This window comes from Rhodoferax sp. OV413 (genome assembly GCF_900104385.1).
GTDB lineage: Bacteria > Pseudomonadota > Gammaproteobacteria > Burkholderiales > Burkholderiaceae_C > Rhodoferax_B.
In genome coordinates this window covers 420,258-442,550 of record NZ_FNJA01000003.1, presented here as the reverse complement: position 1 = coordinate 442,550, position 22,293 = coordinate 420,258, and the positions used below count along the sequence as shown (strand labels likewise).

The window sequence follows — 22,293 nt, the reverse complement described above, 5'->3', positions numbered from 1 at the left end:
AGCAAGTCATAGCGTGACCCCTTTGGCCATCAGGGCCGCACACAGCGCCACGCCCAGCAGCAAGGCCAGCTCCAGACCCAGCAGGCCGCGCAGCCGCGCCAGTTGCTGCGCGCTGACCACGGGCGGCAAGCCCTGCCGGGTTTGCGCGCCCCAGCGGATGAACTGCACGGTAGGGTAGATGGACAGCAGGCCGACGACCACAAACAAGGCCATCTTCAAGCCGAAGAAGGGATTGCCCGCGTAGAAGGCCGCGCCCTTCTCGTAATAGAAGACCCGCAGCAGGCCGACCCCCAGCACAGTGGCCGCGCACAGGCCGTACCAGCGGTCGCAGACCTGGATCTGCCGGGCCTGGGCGCAGGTCGGCGCCTGGCGCAGCAGCAGCCAGGTGGCGAACACCGTGGCAAAGATGCCAAACACCGCAGCGAAGTGCAAGAAGGCAAACAGGGCGCTGGTCAACATGCAGGTCTCCTGGGAGGGCGATGGCCGGAGTATGGAGGACTTTTGGTTGCTAGCGCATATGGTTATTGCGCAAGCAGCTGCAAATTTAATAGCAAGCCATCAATCGATGACATTCTCCATGACAGATGCAACACAAGTACGCGTTTCCGACACACGGTGTTGACCCCGGCTTGGGAAGATCACCCCATCGCAACAAACAACCCAAAGGATTCACCATGACACGCTCTATCAACCGCATCGCTGCTGCCGCCCTGATCGCCCTGGCCGCCGGCCCTTTCATGTCTGCCCAAGCCGCTACCAATGACGCCGACTTGGCTACTGCCGTGCAGTCCAGCTTGAGCAATACGCTGGGCAGCGATGCCAGCAACCTGACCGTCACTGCCAACAACGGCAACGTCACTTTGCACGGCTGGACCCAAGGCCCGCAAGAAGAAGCCAAGGCCCGCTTTGTGGCCAGCAAGGTTCCTGGCGTGCACAACGCTTATAGCTCGGTACGCACCTTCTCCAGCGACAGCAACGAGTAAACCGCAAACCGCATTCATCTTCTCCAGTGACCGGAACGCCCGGTGCGCCCCTAGGGTGCGCCAGGCGTGGCCGGGTTATAGGTCTCTGCCGCAACCGTGGGTTGTGCAGAGGCTTTTTTTTCGTCTGCACCATGCCTGTGTCTATCCGGAATAGTTTTGTTACATATTCTGAAATATGTGAGCTACTAATCTTTGCGTAGTCTCATTGTTTTTGTAAAGACAAGCCATGTTGGTCCAGAGTTTGCTATTTCCGTCAAGCTTGTTTTTCAGAAATATCTGAAATGCAAACTTGTGAGAAGAAATTTACTTGGGTAGTCGTGACGGATATCACCATTCAGTGGGTTGGGCGTCTGACATTTACGCTATCAAGTCATTTCCCTTAAGACAAAATTTGTCACAAATTCCTGCATTGAAAGTGCTCTGTATGTAACTGTTTCACGCAGATTGGAATAGGTCTGGCGGCGCTTGGCAATGCAGCACTTTGTCGTAGTTAAGCCTTATCGGCACGTAATCCAAGGAAGCCCATGCGCGTAAAGAACGGGAAGCTGAATCAAACCGCTAAACAGGTTCCAGCGCTTGTCGGGTGCTCCGCCACCGGGTCGCCAGCAGCATGTGAGCCGCCTGCCGAGATGACTTATGGGCTTTCGCGTCGCAGCTTTCTGTACAGCGTGGGCGTCTTGGGCCTGTCCGCCTGTGGCGGTGGCGGCTCAGGCAGCGCGACTACAGCCGATGGTCGCAGTGCCACCGATATCACCGCCGCAGTTCTGGCCAACCAGAATGTCACCCTCACGGGCGATGCAATCATCCGCCTGCCGGTGGGTTCCTCTACCTACACCGGGGTGATTTCTGGCAAGGGAACGCTGGTTCTGGCGGCGACCGGTGGTACCAGCAGCCCCAGTACCCTCATCATCACCCAGGCCAGCACCTTTACCTTGCCGGATGCGCAGCAGGTCCAGGTGGTCACCAAGACCAGCGCCACCGGGGGCTATAGGCTCGACATCGCTGGCACCAACCCGCCGGTGCTGACCATCAATGCGGGGGTGACGCTGCACATCGGCACCAACACCAGGGCCGACAACGCACCCAACATCATCGCCACTTCGGACAGCCTGAACGCCGCCAGCCTGCTCAACGGCGAAGTCAATCTGAACAACATCCTCAACAACGGCAGCATCGTGCTCAGCAGCGCGCAATTCATCCTGCTGGGCGAAATCAGTGGCAGCGGCCCGGTCTTGCAAGGCGTCAATGTCTGGGGCGGCAATTCGATGCGCGGGCTCAATGCATTCGAAGGCGTCTTGTCGCTGAGCACTGGGCACGACTTCGGCAGCAACCACGTGGCCGCCTCTCTGCCTAATGCAAAAGCTGTGTTGAACGAGGGTTCGTGGCTGGTCTGGAGCCCGCCGGGCAGCGTGGTGAAGGTCGCGCAGAATATCTACGAGGCGGCCTTTGGTGGCGACATCAACTTCCACCCGATCGGCAGTTCGACCATCGTCATGTCCGGCATTTACAGCCATACTGACAACAGCCCGCACAACAGTCCCAACCTGGTCGATCCGGGGTTGAGCGATGCCAGTCTGAATTTTGCCAAGGTGATCTACCGCGGTGGGGCCAACGACGTGAACGGCAACGACGGCAGCTACCGTGGCATCAATATCGAAGCGGGCGGGGGCACGGTGCAATGGGGCGACGGCACGCATAATAATTTTTTCTTGCCATCGGCTCCGTCGCCTGCCGAGGTGTCCCCGGCCCTGGGTGCCAAAAACGCTTACATCAATCTGCACAGTGGCAGCACGCTGGCCTTCAATTACAACGGCGCGGTGACTCTGAACGTGGGCATCACCGGTGGCGGTGGCGGCCCCAACAGGACGGGCGCCATCGGCGTGGGCAATGTGACCATCATGGGCACGGCCGGCAACGATGTGACCTTTGCCCAGCCCCAGAACTACAACGGCACCACCACCATCGGCGCCAATGCCATCTTGCGGCTGGGTGCGGGCACCACCGTGCCTCTGAACTACATCACCGTGCGCCCCACAGGTAAGACGACCGTGCTGCAAGCCACCTATACGGGGGACTCCAGCCTGTTGACGGCCGAGTCCACCGGCGGGCTCTCGACCAATGCCATCGTCAACGTGGGCCAACTGATCATCCAAAACACCAGCACCAACATCACGCTGTCGAACATCAGCGGCAGTGGCAGCCTGGTGCATAACGGCGCCATCACCACCACCTTGCGCAACAACAGCTATAGCGGCAGTACCACCATCAACAGCGGCACGCTGCTGGCGGGCAGCAGCAATGCCCTGGGTACCGGCAGCGTGGTCAACAACGGCGCTTTGGCGCTGACCAGCACGCGGGCCTTGGCGATGGGTGGAGGTTTTCAGCAAAGCAACGGCGGCAACCTGACCCTTGCTATCGATGGCTCCAACCCGGGCGTCAATTTTGACCAGCTGACGGTGGCTGGCGCGGCCGTGCTCGGCGGCACGCTGACATTGAATATCACCGGCAGCTACACCAGCGGGCAGAAGCTGGTGCTGGTCAATGCCGCCAGCGTCAGCGGTGCATTCAGCAGCATCACCAGCAATGGCGCATCCGTGCTGGGCGGGCAGGATGCGACGAGTTTTTACGTCATCGTCCAGTAAGGCCTGTCACCGAGATGTGCCCGCTGCCATCTCTCTCATTCCAACTCCCCGGGGAAAGCGACCATGGAAAAATTGAAGCCGTGTCAGACAGTAGACCGCGTTTCGCGGCGCATGTTTTTGTCTGGCCTTGGTGTGCTGGGCCTGCCTGCCTGCGGCGGCGGTGCCTCCGTCTCGGCGGAATCCACTGCGATGGCATCCGATACCACGTCAGCAAAATCAAGCACGGAGGCGGCTGCGGCGAGGGTATTCGTGCATCCCGGGCTATTGCACACGGACGCCGACTTTGAGCGCATGCGTTCCAAGGTGGCGGCACTCGCCCAGCCCTGGACCGACGGATGGAATGCCCTGACCTCCAACGGGCGCTCCCAGTTAGGCGCGAGCCCGCGCGCCCTGGAAACCGTGGTGCGGGGCGGCACCGATCAGAACTTCGCGCAGATGTACATCGATATTTCGCGGGCCTACCAGCTCGCCTTGCGCTGGCAGGTGTCGGGCGATACCCGCTACGCCGATCTGGCGGTGACCTTCCTCAACGCATGGTCGTCCACGTTGAAGACTGTGACCGGCAACGCCGACCGCTTCCTGGCCGCTGGCATCTACGGCTACCAGTTCGCCAATGCCGCCGAGATCATGCGCAGCTACTCCGGGTGGGCTGCGGCGGATTTCGCGCGCTTCCAGAACATGATGCTTACGGTGTTTTACCCGCTCAGCAGCGACTTTCTTGTGCGGCACAACGGTGCGGAGATCACCAACTACTGGGCCAACTGGGACCAGTGCGCCCTGGCCTGTATCCTGGCCGTCGGTGTGCTCTGCGACCGTGTGGATATCTACGATGAAGCAATGGCTTACTACAAGAACGGGCAGGGCAACGGCGCCGGGCTGGAAGCCGTCTACCACGTGCATACGGGCTACCTCGGCCAATGGCAGGAAAGCGGGCGTGACCAGGGCCATTGCACACTGGGTATTGGGCTGGCAGGCGCGTTCTGCGAGATGGCCTGGAACCAGGGCGACGATATGTACGGCTATGAGAACAGCCGCTTTCTGGCCGGTGCTGAGTACGTGGCCAAGACCAACTTGTTGGACGCCAACGGCGCGTATTACGCGATGCCGTACCTGACCAACAAGAACAAGCAAGGCGCGCAAACGCAATTGTCTACAGCCGGGCAGGGCAGTGTGCGTCCGGTCTGGGAGTCGGTCTACAACCATTACGCGGGCCGCCGCGGTATTGCGGCGCCCTACTGTGCGCTGCAGGTGGCGCAGCTGCATCCGGAGCGGGATGGCGGTAATGGCGACCAGCTGGGTTTTGGCACGCTGACCTTTTCGCGCGAGCCTCTCACCACCAGTCCGAGCGGGTTGACCGCGCAATGCAGCGGCCCGCAAGCCATCCTGTCGTGGTGGGGTGTCCCCGGTGCCACCAGCTACACCGTCAAGCGTGGCACCAACCAGGGCGGCCCCTACACAGCCACCATCGCTTCCGGCATCACGGACCTGCTCACCTACACAGACACCAATGTGGACGGTGCGGCTGCCTATTACTACGTGGTGACGGCCACTACCGCAGCCGGCGAAACCGCGCCTTCCGCAGAGGCTAAGGCCATCTTCACGCCCGAACTGCTGGCGCGGCTGCGGTTCAACGAAACCAGCGGAACCACGGCGGCCGATGCCAGCGGCAACGGGTACGCCAGCACCTTGGTGAATGGGCCGCTGTGGGTGGTGGGGCGCACCGACCATGCCGTGTCTCTGGACGGGGTCGATGACTATGTGAGCCTGCCCGACGGGGTGGTTGCCGACCTTGCAGACTTCAGTATTGCAACCTGGGTGTACGTGGATGCCGCAGGGACCTGGGCACGGATCTTCGACTTTGGCTCGGGTACCCGGCGTTCTATGTTCCTGACGCCCCGGAACGGCAGTGGCGTTGTCCGCTACGCCATCGCCACCGTGCATGCCTACAACGAGCAGGTGATCGATGGCAGCGCGGCATTGCCCACCGGCCAATGGGTGCATGTTGCCGTCACCCTTTCCGGCACAGTTGGCACTCTCTACGTCAATGGCAGCGTGGTCGGAACCAACACGGCGATGATGCTCGCTCCCTTCCGCCTTGGTAGCACGACACAGAACTGGATTGGCCGGTCCCAGTACCCGGACCCTTATCTGAAGGGCCGTGTGCAGGACTTCCGCATCTATCGCGGCGCTCTCAGCGCCGCGGAGATCACCGCACTGATGTAGCCGAAACCGGCGTTGAACGCCTGCCGGCCACCCGCCTCGGTTTTTGGTGCGTGGCCGCCTACATCTGAAGGGCTCAAGCGCGGCCGTGCGATACCCGCGACTGGCGGGCCAGCGAGTCGACGATGACGGCAATCGCCAGCACCGCGCCGGTGATCATGTAGCGCAGCGATGACGACAAGTCCAGCAAGGTCAGGCCGCTGGAGATCGACTGGATCACGATGATGCCCAGCAGTGCCGAGTACGCGCTGCCGCGGCCGCCAAACAGGCTGGTGCCTCCGATGACGGCGGCTGCTATCGCGTTCAGATTCACGTCGCCGGTGCCGGCCTGCTGGCTGGCCGAGGCCAGGCGCGAGGATGCCAGCACGCCGCCGAAAGCCGCCAGCACGGCGCACAGCACAAACGCACTACTGTAGATCTTGCGCACGTCGATGCCGGCACGGCGCGCGGCTTCGCGGTTGCCGCCGACGGCGTTGACCATGCGGCCCCATTGGGTACGCTTCAGCAGGTAGTCCAGCCCCACCACCAGGCCCATGAAGATGCCGAACATCCAGGGGATGCCGCGGTCCTGGTAGAAGTACAGCGTGATCAGCTCCAGCACCACGGTGATGGCCAGCGTGCGCAGCAGCAGCTGTTGCAGCGACTCGGTCGACAGGCCGACACTGCGGCGGCGGGCCGCGGTGCGAAAGCCGGACAGGAACATCACCCCACCGGCCAGTGCCACCACCGCGTAGGCCAACCACGCCGGCATGAAGACCGACTGGCCCAGGTTCACCAGCGGCGAGTCGTAGGGCAGGTTGATGGACCCGGTGCCGCCCAGCACATACAGCTGCGCGCCCAGAATCGCCAGCAGGCCGGCCAGGGTCGAGACAAAACTGGGCATACCGAAGCGGTTGAACAGCTGGGCATACAGCAGGCCGATAGCGGCACCGGTAGCGACAGCCGCGGCGATTGCCAGGCCGACCGGCCAGCCTTGGTTGACCCACAGCACGCCGACGATGGCCGAGGCGAAGCCGCTGACCGAGCCCACCGACAGATCGATCTCGCCGACCATCAGGATGCAGACAATGCCCAGCGAGATCACGCCAATCGTGGATGCATCGAACAGCATGTTGATCAGGTTCTGGCTGGACAGAAAAATTGGGTTGATGCTTTGGAACACGGTCCAGATGATCGCCAGCCCGACGACCACCGGCAGCGAGCCCAGGTCGCCGGCGCGCACGCGGTCGATGAAGGTGCGGATGGTGCCCATCACGCCGGCGTCCACCTTGTAGCGTTCGTCGCTGCGGTCGAGTAGCGGTGTGGCGGATGCCGTGGTGTGGTTTGCGCTTGTCATGGTGGTTCTTATGCTGTCTGGTTGAGTTGGGCCTGGCGCCGACCGGAGCGGCGCGAGACGGAGTTGTCCGAGGCACCGGTGATGGCGCTGACCAGTTCCTGGTTGGAGGCGTCGGGCGCGAACACACCGTTGTTCTTGCCCAGGCGTAGCACCACGATGCGGTCGGCCACGGCGCGCACGTCCTCCATGTTGTGGCTGATCATCACCACGCCCAGGCCTTTGTCGCGCACCCGTTCGATCAGGTCCAGCACCTCGGCGGTCTGGGCCACGCCGAGGGCTGCCGTGGGCTCGTCGAGCAAGATCAGCTTCGGGTTCAGCAGCAAAGATCGGGCGATGGCCACCGTCTGGCGCTGGCCGCCGGACAGCGAGGCCACCGGAATGCGCACGCTGGGAATGCGCGCCGACAGCTCGTTCAGCAGTTTCCAGGCCGTGACTTCCATGCTGACCTCGTCCAAGTGCAGCGGGCTCAGCTCCTTGCCCAGGAAGATGTTGGCCACCACGTCGAGGTTTTCGCAGAGTGCCAAGTCCTGGAACACGGTGGCGATGCCCAGCGCCAAGGAGGCGCCGGGGTCGGCCAGGGTCACCGGCTGGCCGCAGAAGTGCATGCTGCCGGTGGTCGGCTGGTGCACGCCGGACAGGATCTTGACCAGCGTGGACTTGCCCGCACCGTTGTCGCCAACCAAGGCAACCACCTCTCCCGCATGCACGTCGAGATCGATATCGGTCAGAGCCGCCACCGCGCCGAAGCGCTTGGAGACGCCACGCAGACGCAGCACCGGTTCGCGGGCCGTGGGTCCAGCAGCAGGGTGTTGTATTGGTTGTGCAGCCATGGTGTGTTTACTTGGTGATGCCGAGTTTCTTGCAGCCGTCCGCATAGCGGTCGACGCAGAGTACGGCCGGGGTCTGGATCGGCTTGCCGCTGACCATCTTGTCGATGATTTCGGCCTTCAGGTTTTCGGCCGTCACCACGGCGGGTACGAACAGCTGCGACGGCGTGCCGTACAGCGTGGTCTCGGCTTTCGGGGTTTCGCCGGCCAGCAGTTTCACTACTACCTGGGCGGCGGCCGCGGCCACGGTTTCGCTGGGCTTGGAGATGGTGTTGTACTGGTCGCCGGCGATGATCAGCTGCAGCGCGGCGATGGTGGCATCGTTGCCCGAGACCAAGGGCACGGGGTTCATGCCGGCTGCCTTGAAGGCCGCAATCGCGCCGCCGCCGGTGCCGTCATTGGCAGCTACTACGCCGATGATCTTCTTGCCGAAGCGCGAGATCTGGCCGCTGGCCCATTGCTGGGCTTTGGCGGGCACCCAGTCCGGCGTGTCGTATTCGGCCAGGATCTTGTAGCCGCTGTTGTCCAGGCTGGAGTGGATGCCCTTCTTGATCAGCCCGGCAGCCGCGTCGGTGGGCGAGCCGTTGATCTGCAGCAGGCCCACGTCGTTGGGCGACACGCCCTTGGCCTTCAGCCGGGCCACCAGCGAGTCGGCAATCGCCTTGCCTATGCCTTCGTTGTTGAACGACACGTAGTAGTCGGCCTTGGCGTCGGGGATGGGGCGGTCGTAGGCGACAACCTTGATGCCCTTGGCCTGGGCCTGCTTGACCAGCGAGGCGGCGGCGGTGGAGTCCACTGGGTCCAGCACGATGGCTTTCACGCCCTGCGACACCACTGAATTGAATTGCTGCTGCTGGCGCGATGCGTCGCCGTCGGCGTTCTGGTACAGCACTTCGCAGGCCGCGCAGAGCTTCTTCATCTCGGCCACGAAGCCAGGCTTGTCGTGCTCTTCGTAGCGGGTGGACGACTGGTCGGGCATCAGGAATGCGATCTTGGCCGGCGTGATGGTCTGTGCGTAGACCGCGGTGGTGCCGAGAACCAGGGTGGCCAGTGCGGCAGCGTGTGTGAGTTTGTGCATGTCTATCTCCTATGGATGTAATTTTTAAAGTGGCAATTCAACAAAGGCGGGGTTTATCTCGTCGGTGTCTCTCCTTGGGTAGTTCGGCGCAGTCGGTGCATGGCCGGCTTTAGCGTGGGGTACAGGTCTACGTACTGGGCAAACAAGTCGTTGTAGGCGGCGTGGGCTGCGGCATCGGGCCCGGTGCGCAGCACCGGCGTCACCCAGCCACGGCGCACCGCATCTGCGTCTATCAGGCCGGCGCCAAAGGCCGCCAGCATGGCTGCGCCTAGCGAGGCCTCCACGTCATCGGCCAGGGTGTAGACCGGGCGGCCTGTCACGTCGGCAATGATCTGCATCCACATGTCGGAATGGCTGGCGCCGCCGACCACCACCAGGCGTTCGTCCAACTGGGCAATACCTTTGACGCCGGCCTCGATGTTGTGGCGAAGCGCGTAGGTCACGCCTTCCAGCACCGCGCGGTACAGGTGCGGCCGGCCGTGGTGCAGGCCCAGGCCGACGAAGCTGCCGCTGGCCTGCGCGTCCCACACGGGGCTGCGCTCGCCCATCAGATAGGGCAGGAACAGCAGGCCGTCGCTGCCCGGTGGCAGCAGCACGGCGTCTTTTTCCAGCAGGCTGTGCGGGTCGACACCCAGCGCCTTGCCGGCGGCGACCTCGGCCTGGCAAAAAGTCTCGCGGAACCAGGTGACCGATGCGCCGGCGGCGATGGCGCCGCCGAACACGTACAGATCTTGCCCGCCGTTGAATACATGCGGCATGCTGATCAGGCCGTGGCGCGCATCCACGCTGGGGCGTACCGTGCCCCAGCACATGCTGGTGCCAATCATCGCCACATGGTTGCCCGGCTGGGCCGCGCCGGCAGCCAGCGTGGCCACCGCGGCATCCACGCCGCCGGCCACCACAGGAATACCTGCGGGCAGGCCCAGGCGCTCGGCCCAGGCCGGCAGCAGCGGGCCGACCACGCCGCTGGATTCGACCAGGCGCGCGGGCATCATGCTGTGCGGAATGCCCAGCATCTCCAGCGCCTCGGTCGACCAGCTGCGGGCCTTCACGTCGTACACGCCGCCGATATTCCCGGCCGAGCTATGGTCCACCGCCACCTCGCCGGTCAGGCGGGCATTCACATAGCTGTTGGGTGGCAGGAACTGCTGGGTCTTGGCCCACACGGCTGGCTCTTTTTCGCGCAGCCAGAGCATCTTGGTGTAGCCGTAGTAGCTGTCCACGCCGTTGCCGGTGATATCAAAGAGGCGCTCCAGGTCGACGTGGTCGCGCACCCAGTGCACCTCGTCCTGGGCGCGCCGGTCCATCCAGATCAGGCAGGGATACAGCGCCTCGCCCCGCGCATCCACCGGTATGCCGCTGCCGCCGTACAGGCTGCTCACACATATACTTTTGATAGCAGCCTGTGCAGGTGTTACCTGCGCTAGAACCCCGTTTATGCATGTAACTACAGCATCGAGCCAGACATCCGGCCACTGCTGAGCCCACAGGGGTTTTGGCGTTTCGACCTGGTAGCTCTGGGCGTACTGGGCCAGGATGGTTCCGTCGGCGCGCACCAGCACGGCCTTGGTGCTTTGGGTGCCGATGTCGACGCCGATGACGCAGTCGCGGGCGGTCATAGGGCTGGTCATCACAGATCCACGGTCAGCGGCAGGATGACCAGGTCGCGGATCGTCACCGTGCGCGGCCGGGTCAGCATGAACAGCACGGCGTCGGCCACTTCCTGGGGCTGCATCAAACTGCCGTTGGCCAGGGCTTCTTCCATCTTCGCCTTGGGCCAGTCGTCGAGCAGCGCGGTGACGACAGGGCCGGGGGCGACGGCGCCTATGCGCAGCCCGTGCGGCGCGATCTGGCGGCGCACGGTATGCACAAAGGCCTGCACCGCGAACTTGGAGGCGGTGTAGATCGGCTCCCACATCACCGGCACCAGGCCAGCGATCGAGCTGGTGACGATGATGTCGCCGGTACGCCGTTCCTTCATGTGCGGCAGCACCGCGTGGATCGAGCGGAAGGTGGCGTTGATGTTCAGGTTCAGCATCCGGTCCCAGGCATCGGGGTCGCCGGTGGCGACCTCACCGCCGACGTAGGCGCCGGCGTTCGCATGGAAGATGTCGAGCTGGCCGGAGCGGGCCAGGATAGACGGCAGCATGGCGGCGACGCTGGCACTGTCCAGCAGATCCACCGTCAGCGGAATGGCGCGCTCGCCGAGGTCTGCGCACAGCGCCGCCAGCCGTTCGGTGGCGCGGTCGACCAGGAATACGGTGGCACCGGCGGCCAGCATGGCCTTGGCGCATTCCAGTCCTATGCCGGAAGCGGCGCCGGTGACGGCCGCGACCTTTCCATCGAGTGCTTGCTTCATTTTGCTTGTCTCCAGAGGCGGTTGGTGTTCATGTCGGTTGGTGCTTAAAAGGTTTGGGCAAAGCTCCGCCCGGGCCGCCATCGGGCGGCCGCTTGCAGAGAGCGGGGTGGGGTGGCGAGGGGGCGCTAGCCCAGCGCCTCGCAGTCATCGTTCAGGCGGTAGTACTGGCGGAACTTGGAGGGCGGCATGGTCTTCTGCGCCAGGAACTGGCGGTTGAAGTTGGACACATTGCTGAAGCCGCAGGCGTAGCAGACATCGGTGACCGGCGTGTCGCTGGAGATCAGCATCTCGCAGGCCTTGTTGATGCGCAGCCGGTTCAGGTACTGGATGAAGGGCACATCGGTATGCCGACGGAAGAAGCGCGAGAAGGCGCTGGCCTCCATGCCCGCATAGCGCGCCAGGTCGGCTTCGCTGAGCTGCTCGTCCAGGTGCTCGGCCAGGTAGCTGAGCACCTGGTTGATGGTGGACGACTGGTAGCCCTGCGGGTCGGGCCGGAAGGTCGGCGTGGCCAGCAAGGTGCTGTCGTGGGCCGTGGCCAGAATCTCCAACAGGCTCAGGAACTTGTGCACGCGCTGGAAGCCCTTGGCGTGCAGCAGCTCTTCCATCAGCGGCGCGGCCTTGGTCGAGGTGGCATTGGAGAACAGGATGCCGCGCTGTGCATCCACCAGCAGGCGCTCCAGCTGGCCCAGCTCCGGAAAGGCCTCGATGCCACCCATGATGCTTTTGCCGGAGAACTGCAGCACCCGGCAGCGTTCGGGTACGGGCTGGTTGTCCGGCACTTCGCTGATCCAGTTGTGCGGCACGTTCGGCCCCACCATGTACAGCTGGCCGGGCTCGAAGGTGCCGGTGTGGTCGCCCACGTAGAAGCGGCCCGAGGTATGGGTCACCAGGTTCAGCTCGTACTCGGGGTGGAAGTGCCAGCGCACCGTTTCATACGGATAGCCGTGCGTCCAGACCTTGAAGGACTCCTGCTGCTGAATGCCTACCAGTTCGAGGTAAGGGGACATCACGGTCTCCGGCTGTGGTTATGGTTGCAGCGGAGCGCAGACCCTAAGCCTGCTGCATCCTCTGTGCGAATGCCTGTAGCTTAGCCAGCCACCCCTGGGCTTACTACTGCGCAAGCCGCGCATCTCTGATACTTTTTTGGCTTATAGGGTAAGCACTTAGTTTGTATCAGTGCTTTAGAAAACGCGGTGGGAATGCGCGGTAAATTTCAAGTGTTTTAGGCCTCTAGCGCAGCTACTACCTGCGCAGGAAGCTATTGTTTGCATAGCAAATTGCCCTTGCCGAGCAGGCCTTGCAGGCGGAATGCCACAATCGCCGCTGTTTTCGCTCTCTACCGCTCCATGCAAATCCCCTACGAACTCTTGGTGGGCTGGCGCTACACCCGGGCCGGCCGCGCCACCCGGCGCAACGGCTTCATCTCCTTTATCTCCGGCGTCTCCATGCTTGGCATTGCCCTCGGCGTGGCGGCGCTGATCATCGTGCTCAGCGTGATGAACGGCTTCCAGAAAGAGGTGCGCGACCGCATGCTGTCGGTGGTCGCACACATCGAGGTGTTCGCCCCGAACGGCGAGGCCTTGCCCGATGTGGCCAAGACCCTGGCCGAGGTGAAGCGCAACCCGGCTGTCATCGGTGCAGCACCTTTCATAGCAAGCCAGGCATTGCTGGCGCGCGGTGACGACATGAAGGGCACTATCGTGCGGGGCATAGATCCGGCGCACGAGGGTGAGGTTACCGACCTGGCCGTGGCCTTGCCCAAGGCGGTGATGGAGCGCCTGGTGCCCGGCCAGTTCGGCGTGGTGCTGGGTGCCGAGCTGGCACGCAGCCTGGGCGTGCGCGAGGGCGACCCGGTGACCCTGATCGCGCCCAGTGGCCAGGTGACACCGGCCGGCGTGGTGCCGCGGCTGAAGCAGATGACGGTGGTCGGCACCTTCGATTCCGGCCATTTTGAATACGACTCGGCGCTACTGATGATGCACATGGACGACGCGGCGCGCATCTTCCGCCTGGAAGGCCCGACCGGCATCCGCGTGCGCCTGCAGGACCTACACCAGGCGCGCCAGGTGGCGCAGCAGCTGGCTGACAGCCTCAGTGGCAACCTGCTGATCCGCGACTGGACCCAGCAGAACAAGACCTGGTTCGCCGCCGTCGAGCTGGAAAAACGCATGATGTTCATCATCCTGACCCTGATCGTCGCCGTGGCCGCGTTCAACCTGGTCAGTACCTTGGTGATGACAGTAACCGACAAGCGCGCCGACATCGCCATCCTGCGCACCCTGGGCGCGAGCCCGAAAAGCATCATGGGTATCTTCATGGTGCAGGGCGCGATGGTTGGTGTGATGGGCACCTTCGCCGGCCTGGCGCTGGGCCTGGGCATCGCCTTCAACATCGACGTCATCGTGCCGGCGCTGGAGCAGCTGTTCCACGCCAGCTTCTTGCCCAAAGAGGTGTACTTCATCAGCCGCATGCCGAGCGAGCCGCAGCAGTCCGACATCGTGCCGATCGCGGTGATATCGCTGATCCTGGCCTTCCTGGCCACTATCTATCCCAGCTGGCACGCCAGCCGCGTCAATCCTGCCGAGGCTCTGAGATATGAGTAAGTTAGTTCTCCAGGCCAACGGCCTGACCAAGCGCTTTTCTGAGGGCCGGCTTGATGTGACCGTGCTCAAGGGCGTGGACCTGCAGGTGTTTGCCGGCGAGACCGTGGCTATCGTGGGAGCCTCCGGTTCCGGCAAGAGCACGCTGCTGCATTTGCTGGGCGGGCTGGACGCGCCGACCAGCGGCTCGGTGCTGCTGCATGGCCAGGACCTGGCCAGTCTGGGCCCGGCCGAGCAGGGCCAGCTGCGGAATCAGCACCTGGGTTTCGTCTACCAGTTCCACCACCTGCTGCCCGAGTTCAGCGCGCTGGACAACGTTGCCATGCCGCTATGGATTCGGCGTATGCCGCGCGCCGAGGCTGCGCAGCAAGCTACCAAAATACTAGCAAGCGTAGGCCTGAGCGAGCGCATCCACCACCGGCCGGCCGAGCTGTCCGGCGGCGAGCGCCAGCGCGTGGCCATCGCCCGCGCCCTGGTGGCCCAGCCGGCTTGCGTGCTGGCCGACGAACCCACTGGCAATCTGGACCGCAGCACCGCCGACGGCGTATTTGCCCTGATGCTGCAGCTGGCGCGCGACCAGGGCACGGCCTTTGTGCTGGTCACCCACGACGAGTCGCTGGCCGCCCGCTGTGGCCGTACTTTGCGTTTGAACCAAGGACAGTTTGCCGTGCTGGATACGGCCCAGCCCGTCAGCCCGGGCTACGCTTCGCTTCTGTAAACCCGCTGTTGCACCATTCCTGTGCGGACGTACACTGGTGAATTGTGTATTTTTGTATCGGGATCACGGCGCAGCGGCGCGCTGTGTGTCCATCGACAGCAGGCCAGGGGGCCATCACATGCAAAGCGCAGGAGTGGGTCCATGCTAGGTCAGGAGCAGTTTTACGGGCGGGCCCTCCGGGTGCTGCGCGACAGCCGGGTGTTCGGCAGTCTGGACGAAGCCGTGCTGCACGACCTGGCCCAGCTGCTGGAGCGCCAGGACGTACCTGGTGGCAGCATGGTGTTCCAAGAAGGCGCACCGGCCGAAAGCATGTTCTTCGTGCTCACCGGGCGCCTGCGCGTGTCGCGCCGCAGTGCCGAGAGCGGCTTGCTGCTGTACAACGAAATCCGCTCCGGCGACAGCGTGGGCGAAGTGGGCATGGTGCTGCAGCAGCCGCGCACCGCCGATGTCAGCGCGGTGCGCGATTCCATCCTGGCGGTGCTGCACCGCAGCCATTTCGAAACCCTGCTGTTGCGCCAGCCGTTGGCCGTGAACCGGGTGTTTTCGCAAGCCATTTTTGACCAACTGCGCCACACTGCGCGGGTGCTGCAACGCCACCAGGCCCATGCCTTCGTGGTGCTGCCTTTGCCGGGCAGCACCGGCGCGGCCGAGGTGGCGCGCGGCCTGGCCCAAGCCCTGGGCCGGCTGGGCCGGGTGCACCACGTCACCCCCGTGGCGGGCGCCGCCGAGGACCGCTTCGATGCGCTGGAAGAAGCCTACGACTACCTGGTGCTGGAGGCCGATGGCGGACCGTCTTCTCCTTCTTCACCGTCTTCCTGGACCCGGCGGGCCTTGCGCCAGGCCGACCAGGTGGTGTGGGTGGCCGATGCCGGCGCGTCTGCCGTGCCCAGTGCTTTGGAGCTGGACCTGGCCAGCCAGCCCGGCGTCCAGATGAAGCGCCAGCACCTGGTGCTGCTGCATGCGGCCACGGCCACGCAACCCCAGGCCACCGGGCCCTGGCGCGTAGGCCGTACGCTGGAGCGCATCTACCCGCTGCGCCGCCAGCAGGATGGCGACTATGCACGCCTGGCGCGCTTTCTGACCGGCCGGGCTGTGGGCTTGGTGCTGGGGGGCGGCGGTGCCCGGGGCTTTGCCCATCTGGGCGTGCTGCGGGCATTGCAGGAGGCCAAGATTCCAGTCGACCTGGTGGGCGGCAACAGCATGGGCGCGCTGATCGGTGCGCAATACGCCTGCGGCTTGCCGCTGGACAGCATCCGCGAGCAGACCCGCAAGTTCGCCGAGGGCGGCGAATGGCTGACCCTGCCCATCATTTCCCTGGTCTCGGGCCGCCGCGTGGCGCGCGATCTGCACCGCATGTTTGGCGACACCCAGGTGGATGCGCTGTGGACCCCGTACTTCGCCGCGGCCTGCAACCTGACCACGGCCCGCACCACGGTGCAGGACAGCGGGCCGCTGTGGCGCGCGGTGCTGGCCAGCAATTCGCCGGCCGGCCTGTTTCCGCCAGTGCTGCACCAGGGCCAGCTGCTGGTGGACGGCGCGATCCTGGAAAACGTGCCGGTCGACGCGATGCGCATGCGCCTGGGCGTGCCGCTGGAGAAGCGGCGCGGCAACGGCACGGTCATCGCCATCGATGTCGACGTGCGGGAAGACATGGGCGTCGACCCGCGGCTGCAGCGGCTGTCGGTGCGCAGCAAGTTGAAGGGCTATTTTTCGCGCGGGGCGCACAGCCAGCCGGGGATTGCCGAAATCCTTTACCGCGCCGGCCATATCGGCGGCCTGAACCAGCGCGCCACCACCCGGGCCCAGGCTGACCACTATCTGGAGCCACCGGTGGCCGATTTTTCGCTGATGGCTTACCGCCGTGCCGATGAGATTGTCGAGGTGGGTTACCGCCATGCGATGGAGAAGATTGCCACATGGACGCAGTGAACCCCGGGCCGTCCGTCGAGGGGCTGCACCTCTCGCTCAGCCAGCATGAAGTCTGGCTGGACCAGCGCACCTGGGCCGGCAGCGCGCATCTGAATATCGGCGGCTGCTGCTTCTTGCAGGGTCCGCTGGACTTGGCGCGCTTTCGGCAGTCGCTGGAGCTGCTGGTGGCCGAAAGCGAAGCCTTGCGCCTGGCCCCCCTGGTTGATGGCCGCCAGGTGCTGCTGGCGCACGGCAACGCCAACCTGGAGCTGCTGGACATGAGTGCCGAAGCCCACCCCAAAGAGGCCATGCGCGCCTGGTGGCAGCAGCGCATGAAGGTGCCGTTCGCGCTGGACGGCACACCGCCTTGGCGCTTCACGCTGCTGCGCGGGCACGACACCTTGCACGGGCTGACCATCCAGTTCCACCACCTGGTGATGGACGGCTGGGGCACGACCCAGGTGGGGCGGCGCTGGAGCGAGCTGTACAACGCGCTGGAAGCCGGCCGTGCGCCTGCGGTGCGGGTGGTGCCCGGCTACCGGCAGTTCATCGACGAATCGCAGGGCTACCGCCAGTCGCCGGCGTTCGAGCGCGATGCCGCCTATTGGCAGGCGCAAATCCCGGTGCTGCCGGCGCCGCTGATCGAGCGGCGCTACGCCAGCAGCCAGCAGCACGAGCTGCCCGAAGCCCGTGTGGGCTTGCAGCGCGTGGCCCGGGCCGATTACGACCGGCTCTGCCAGGTCGCCGCCGTCCAGGGCTCCAGCGCCTTCAACTATTTTCTGGCGGCGCTGGTGCTGTACTTTGGCCGCATCGGCAACCGCCAGGAGGTGGTGGTCGGCGTGCCCAGCCTGAACCGCGGCGGCCGCCGCTACAGCGACACCCTGGGCATGTTCGTCGGCGTGATGCCGGTGGTGGTGCCGCTGACGCCGCAGATGACGGTGGGCGAGCTGCTGGCCGCCGTCGGCAGCGCCATGCGTTCGGCGCTGCGCCATCCGCGTTATCCGCTGAGCGAACTGGGCCGCACGCTGGAGCTGGCGCGGAACCGCCGCGAAGGCGTGTTTGACGTGCTGCTGTCGTTCGAGCGGCAGGACTACGCTGTGTTCTTTGGCGCGGCAGAGCTGGTCGAGCTGCGCCAGCTGTTCTCCGGCAAGGCGCGGTTTCCGCTGGGCGTCACGGTGTGCGAATTCCATGCCGAGCAGGATGTGGAGCTGGCCCTGGAGGCCAGCGCCGCCTGCTTTGCGGTGGGCGAGGTCGAGCTGCTGGGCCGCCGGCTCTGGCATCTGGTGCAGGCTTGCATGGGCGCGCCCGATACCCTGGTGCACAGCCTGCCGCTGCTGCCGCCCGAGGAGCGCTGGGCGCTGGTCGACGGCCTGCACAAGGACGTGGCCTCCATGGCCTATGCGCAACCCTTTATTTCGCTGTTCGAGCACCATGCCGGCCTGCGCCCTGAAGCCAGCGCGCTGGTCTGGAACGAGGGGGCGATGGACTACGCCACGCTGGATGCCGTCAGCACCCACCTGGCCTGGCGCCTGCGCGCCCTGGGGGCTGGCAAGGACCAGATCGTGGCCGTGCTGATGGAGCGCTCGGCCGACATGGTGGTGGCCATCCTGGCCGTGGCCAAGGCCGGTGCCGCGTTTCTGCCGTTGGACACCGATGCGCCCATAGGCCGGCTGGAAGCAGTGCTGCAGGAGAGCGGCGCCATCGCCGTGCTGCTGCAGCCGCAATCCGTCGAGCGGCTGGGCGGCCTGCACGCCTGCAGCCTGCAGGTGGACTGGCGCGAGGCCCAGGCCGAGGTGGCGCAGCAGGGCGTGCCCCGCCTGGCAGCCCGGCCTGCGGCCAGTGACCTGGCCTATGTGTTGTTCACGTCTGGTTCCACCGGCCGGCCCAAGGGCGTGATGATCGAGCACGGCACGCTGGCGCGGCGCCTGGGCTGGTTGTCGCGCGCCTATGCGGTGGAGTGGCATGACCGCTCGGCCCAGGCCACGCAGCTGACCTTCGACCCCTCGTTGATCGAGCTGCTGCTGCCGCTGGTGCATGGCGCCAGCGTGGCCTTGCCGCCGCCCGGGCGCTTGTTGCCCGAGTCGCTGGCCGACTTTGCGGTGCAGCACGGGGTCACCATCATGGCCTTTGTGCCCAGCACCATGAGCCGCTTTCTGGACACCGCAGGGCACCGGCGCGACCTGAAGCTGCGCGTGGCTTGCTGCGGCGGCGAGGTGCTGTCGCCCGAGCTGGCCCGCCGCTTCCTGAAGGAAACCGGCGCCCGCCTGTTCAACGTTTACGGCCCCACCGAGACGGCGATTTTTGCCACCGCCTGGGAATGCGACCACCACCGCACCGATGGCGCGCTGCCGATCGGCCGGCCGATTGACGACACCCGCATCTATGTGCTGGACCAGGCGCTGCAGCCCATGCCCATGGGCGTGCCGGGTGAAATCTTCATCGGTGGCGATGCCATCGCGCGCGGCTACCTGAACCGCCCGGAGCTGGACGCCCAGGTGTTCCTGCCCGACCCCTACCGGCCCGGAGCCCGCATGTACCGCACCGGCGACCGGGGCTGGCTGGGCAGCGACGGCAACCTGCATTTCCTGGGCCGGCAGGACCGGCAGATCAAGCTGCGCGGCTACCGCATCGAGCTGGGCGAGATCGAATCCGCGCTGTCGGCCATCGACGGCGTGCTGCAGGCGGCAGCCAAGCTGGTCGAGCGCAAGGGCAAGCCGCAGATCCAGGCCTGGGTGGCTGCCGTCGGCCACACCACGGTAGACCGGCTGCAGGCCGTGCTGCGGGCCCGCCTGCCCGACTACATGGTGCCTGGCGGTATCAGCATCCTGCCCAGCCTGCCCTGCAGTTCGGCCGGCAAGATCGACTACGACGCCTTGCCCGACCCGGCCCAGGCCAATGCCTTGCGCGAAGCCCGTGCGCCCAGCCGCAAATACGAGCCCGAGCTGCTGGCGCTGTGGGAAGAGGTGCTGGACACCCGGCCACTGGGCGTGCAGGACAATTTCTTCGACCTGGGCGGCGATTCGCTGGCCGCGGTCATCCTGTTGACCAGCATCGAGCAACTGGTGGGCCGTAAGGTGCCGATGTACCTGGTGACCGAGCATCCGACCATCGAAGGCCTGGCCCAGGCCCTGCTGGCCAAGGCCAAGGGTCCGAGCGTGATGGTCAACCTGGGGGCCGATACGGGCCGCGTGCCCCTGTACCTGGCGGCCTCGGGCCATGGCGATCTGCTGCGCTTCCAGAACCTGGCCCGGGCGCTGGGCAATGCCTGCGATGTGCACATGCTGCAGCCACCGTTCGCCCACCCGATCAAGGACATCAACGAACTGGCCGAGCTGTATGCCGAGTGCATCCAGTCGCATGGCAAGCGGCCGGGCTTTCTGGCCGGCTTCTCGGTGGGCGGCATTCCGGCGCTGGAAGCGGCCCGGCTGCTGCGCCAGCGCGGCGTGCCGCTGCGGGGGCTGTTCCTGATAGACACCACCTATCCGGCATCGCGCCTGGGCGGAACCATGTTCTGGCGCTTGTGCAGCTGGCTGGTGCGTCGCCTGCGGGTGCAGGAGCTCAGCTTGAACGGGCGCCGCATGGGAGCCATGTTTAACGACCCTGGCCTGGTCAGCCAGGTGATGGCGCTGGACGGCTACCGCCCGGCGGGCTTCGACGGCCCGACCTTGCTGCTCAAGTCCTCGGGCCTGTCTAGCTGGGGGCGCTGGCTGTTCGGGCCCTGGCGCCGGCTCATGCCCAAGCATTTGTACGAACACCAGATCCCCGGCCTGCACGGCTCGATCTTCGAGCCCGGCAATGTCAACGAGTTGGCCAAGGTGATCGCTGAACGCATGGACATCGCGCCTTGAACCCGTCCCTGCGTTGGCGGCTGCTGTGGCTGGTGCTGTTGGGGGTGGCCGTGCTGGGCCTGGCGATTGCCTGGAGCGCGTCGCCGCTGCGGGCCTGGCTGGACGTGGACCGCATCGTCGCCGGCCTGCAGCAGCTGGGCCAGTCGTTTGGTCCGGTGGCGGCGGTGGCCGGCTTTGCGCTGGCCAGTACCCTGGCCGTGCCCTTGTCCTTTTTGACCCTGGTGACCCTGGTGGCCTTCGGCCCCTGGGCCGGCGTGGGCTGCACGCTGGCCGGGGCCTTGCTGGGGGCGGGCGCGAGCTACGGCCTGGGCCGCTTGCTGGGGCGCGAGGTGCTGCAGCGCCTGGGCGGTGCGCGGGTGAATGCGGTCAGCCGCCGGCTGGCCGAACGCGGCGTGCTGGCGGTGATTGCCATACGCATGGTGCCGGTGGCGCCGTTTGCCATTGCCAACATGGTGGCCGGGGCCACGCACATCCGGCTGCGCGACATGCTGCTGGGCACGGCGCTGGGCATGGCGCCCAGCACCCTGGTGATGGCGTTCTTCATGCAGCAGATCATTGCCGCGCTGCGCCAGCCCGGGCCGCTGGCCATCGCCATCGTGCTGCTCACGCTGGGGCTGCTGGTGCTGGGCGCCTGGGCGCTGCGCCGCTGGTTGCGCTAGCCGCCTACCAGCGCGGCCCGCGCCGCAGCCGAGGGGAATACACAAGCCACATCGTGCGCGCAGCCGGGCACGATGACCAGGCTGCGCTGCCGCTCCGGCGCCAAGACGCGGCGCTCGTAATCGGCATAGGCCTGTGCGCGCTGCAGCCGGTACGGCCCCTGGGCCTGGGCGGCGCAGTTCTTGTCCAGGATTTTGTAGAAAGTGCCGGCAGCGTCGCTGCTGTCCAGCGCGCCTACCAGGTAGTGGATGTCGGCCTGGGCATAGCGGGTACGGGCCTCGGCCGGGCTGCGCCCCAGGCTGGCGGGCAGCTGCCGGGTGCCGTACTTCCAGCGCTGCACCGCGGGGCAGGCGGCCACCGTGTCGGCCGGCCAGACCGGGTCGAAGTACAGCCAGCTGCCGGGCGCCGCCACCACGTAGCGCAGCACCACGCCGGGCGGTGGCAGGGTGGCAAAGCCGACGTAGTGCTGCACCATTTGCGCACCCGCAGAAAACCCGGCCACCGTGACCGTGCGCAAGCCGGGCCAACGCTGCAGCAGCTCGCGCACCAGCGCATCCATGGCGGCAAACGAAGTCAGCGGGCTGCCGCGGGCCGGCTCGCCGGCGATCCAGGAAGCGCAGGTCCACAGCAGGTCGCCGGCCTCGGCGCTGGGCACGCCGGTGCTGCGGCAGTGGCCTGCGTCGGTATTGGCCACCTGGAACAGCGGTGCGACCACTAGCGTGCGCGCGCCGGCACCGGCCTGCTGCACCGCCTGCCAGGCAGCCGCAAAGCTGCCAAGGGCATCGCGCGGATGGCCGTGCACCGCGATCAAGACTGCGTTAGGGTCGCCGGGGCTGGCGGGGTCTTGCGACACAAAGTAGTGCAGGCTCCCGGCCTGCCCGGCAGGCGTAAAGCCCAGGTAGCAGGCGGATGGGCCGCCGCAATCGCCGGCCCAGGCCGGCAGGATGGCCGCCGAAGTTGCCAGCAGCGCACTGCAAAGCATTTTCAGAAACCATGAAAGCAGGCTGTGGGTATTCATGTGTGAGATTATGTATTTGCTGTGGGACGGCTGTATGGGACGGCTTTGGTAAAATAATGTGTGGTATTGAAATAAAAGCCATCATCGATTATTTTGTTT

16 protein-coding genes are annotated in these 22,293 nt (G+C 65.3%); 8 read left to right on the top strand and 8 right to left on the bottom strand.

Translation table 11 applies throughout. The features are described from left to right. Nucleotides 1-6 precede the first annotated feature (6 nt). Nucleotides 7-459: a DUF2214 family protein gene (locus BLT66_RS13735; protein ID WP_092758266.1), complete on the bottom strand. Its 453-nt coding sequence runs from the start codon at nucleotides 457-459 to the stop codon at nucleotides 7-9. Between the two features lie 215 nt (nucleotides 460-674). Here BLT66_RS13735 and BLT66_RS13730 point away from each other — a divergent pair, with 215 nt between their 5' ends. The 3 genes from BLT66_RS13730 to BLT66_RS13720 all read left to right on the top strand — a co-directional run bounded on the left by BLT66_RS13730 (nucleotide 675) and on the right by BLT66_RS13720 (nucleotide 5,848). After that, entirely contained in the window at nucleotides 675-983 is a 309-nt protein-coding gene (locus BLT66_RS13730) for a BON domain-containing protein (protein WP_176955051.1), read from the top strand. 629 nt (nucleotides 984-1,612) lie between these two features. Further along, nucleotides 1,613-3,625 carry a beta strand repeat-containing protein gene (locus BLT66_RS13725; RefSeq protein WP_176955050.1) on the top strand — a complete coding sequence of 671 codons (2,013 nt, stop codon included), beginning with the start codon at nucleotides 1,613-1,615 and terminating at the stop codon, nucleotides 3,623-3,625. A 63-nt stretch (nucleotides 3,626-3,688) separates the two neighbouring features. Beyond that, a complete protein-coding gene (locus BLT66_RS13720) occupies nucleotides 3,689-5,848 on the top strand; it encodes a LamG-like jellyroll fold domain-containing protein (protein WP_092758264.1) in 2,160 nt (719 codons plus the stop codon). Nucleotides 5,849-5,921: 73 nt separating this feature from the next. Here the strand turns inward: BLT66_RS13720 and BLT66_RS13715 are convergent, their stop codons facing one another. The 6 genes from BLT66_RS13715 to BLT66_RS13690 all read right to left on the bottom strand — a co-directional run bounded on the left by BLT66_RS13715 (nucleotide 5,922) and on the right by BLT66_RS13690 (nucleotide 12,452). Then, nucleotides 5,922-7,181, bottom strand: a complete 1,260-nt coding sequence (locus BLT66_RS13715; protein WP_092758263.1) for a sugar ABC transporter permease — start codon at nucleotides 7,179-7,181, stop codon at nucleotides 5,922-5,924. 8 nt (nucleotides 7,182-7,189) lie between these two features. Next, the gene (locus tag BLT66_RS13710; RefSeq protein WP_092758262.1) at nucleotides 7,190-8,011 is read right to left on the bottom strand and encodes an ATP-binding cassette domain-containing protein; all 822 of its coding nucleotides are present in this window, start codon (nucleotides 8,009-8,011) and stop codon (nucleotides 7,190-7,192) included. 7 nt (nucleotides 8,012-8,018) lie between these two features. Next, complete coding sequence (locus tag BLT66_RS13705; protein WP_092758261.1) at nucleotides 8,019-9,086, bottom strand: ABC transporter substrate-binding protein; 1,068 nt, start codon at nucleotides 9,084-9,086, stop codon at nucleotides 8,019-8,021. Nucleotides 9,087-9,139: 53 nt separating this feature from the next. Continuing rightward, nucleotides 9,140-10,717 (bottom strand): FGGY-family carbohydrate kinase, encoded by a 1,578-nt coding sequence (locus tag BLT66_RS13700; RefSeq protein ID WP_255406897.1) that lies wholly within the window; start codon nucleotides 10,715-10,717, stop codon nucleotides 9,140-9,142. Continuing rightward, nucleotides 10,717-11,445: an SDR family oxidoreductase gene (locus BLT66_RS13695; protein WP_092758259.1), complete on the bottom strand. Its 729-nt coding sequence runs from the start codon at nucleotides 11,443-11,445 to the stop codon at nucleotides 10,717-10,719. The genes BLT66_RS13700 and BLT66_RS13695 overlap by 1 nt, the downstream gene beginning before the upstream one ends. Before the next feature lie 125 nt (nucleotides 11,446-11,570). Beyond that, entirely contained in the window at nucleotides 11,571-12,452 is an 882-nt protein-coding gene (locus tag BLT66_RS13690) for a helix-turn-helix domain-containing protein (protein WP_092758258.1), read from the bottom strand. 339 nt (nucleotides 12,453-12,791) lie between these two features. On the opposite strand from BLT66_RS13690, the gene BLT66_RS13685 reads away from it, so the two are divergent. From BLT66_RS13685 to BLT66_RS13665, 5 genes are all read left to right on the top strand, one after another. Next, complete coding sequence (locus BLT66_RS13685) at nucleotides 12,792-14,048, top strand: lipoprotein-releasing ABC transporter permease subunit (protein ID WP_092758257.1); 1,257 nt, start codon at nucleotides 12,792-12,794, stop codon at nucleotides 14,046-14,048. Beyond that, on the top strand, nucleotides 14,041-14,763 hold the full coding sequence (lolD, locus tag BLT66_RS13680; RefSeq protein WP_092758256.1) for a lipoprotein-releasing ABC transporter ATP-binding protein LolD: 723 nt from the start codon (nucleotides 14,041-14,043) through the stop codon (nucleotides 14,761-14,763). Before BLT66_RS13685 ends, lolD begins: the two co-directional genes overlap by 8 nt. Nucleotides 14,764-14,904: 141 nt before the next feature. Continuing rightward, nucleotides 14,905-16,692: a cyclic nucleotide-binding and patatin-like phospholipase domain-containing protein gene (locus BLT66_RS13675; RefSeq protein ID WP_092758255.1), complete on the top strand. Its 1,788-nt coding sequence runs from the start codon at nucleotides 14,905-14,907 to the stop codon at nucleotides 16,690-16,692. Next, the gene (locus BLT66_RS13670; protein WP_092758254.1) at nucleotides 16,680-20,519 is read left to right on the top strand and encodes a non-ribosomal peptide synthetase; all 3,840 of its coding nucleotides are present in this window, start codon (nucleotides 16,680-16,682) and stop codon (nucleotides 20,517-20,519) included. The genes BLT66_RS13675 and BLT66_RS13670 overlap by 13 nt, the downstream gene beginning before the upstream one ends. Next, entirely contained in the window at nucleotides 20,516-21,178 is a 663-nt protein-coding gene (locus BLT66_RS13665) for a TVP38/TMEM64 family protein (protein WP_092758253.1), read from the top strand. Before BLT66_RS13670 ends, BLT66_RS13665 begins: the two co-directional genes overlap by 4 nt. On the opposite strand, the gene BLT66_RS13660 is transcribed toward BLT66_RS13665, so the two are convergent. After that, nucleotides 21,175-22,194 carry a hypothetical protein gene (locus BLT66_RS13660; protein ID WP_092758252.1) on the bottom strand — a complete coding sequence of 340 codons (1,020 nt, stop codon included), beginning with the start codon at nucleotides 22,192-22,194 and terminating at the stop codon, nucleotides 21,175-21,177. The genes BLT66_RS13665 and BLT66_RS13660 overlap by 4 nt on opposite strands. Nucleotides 22,195-22,293: the final 99 nt, after the last annotated feature.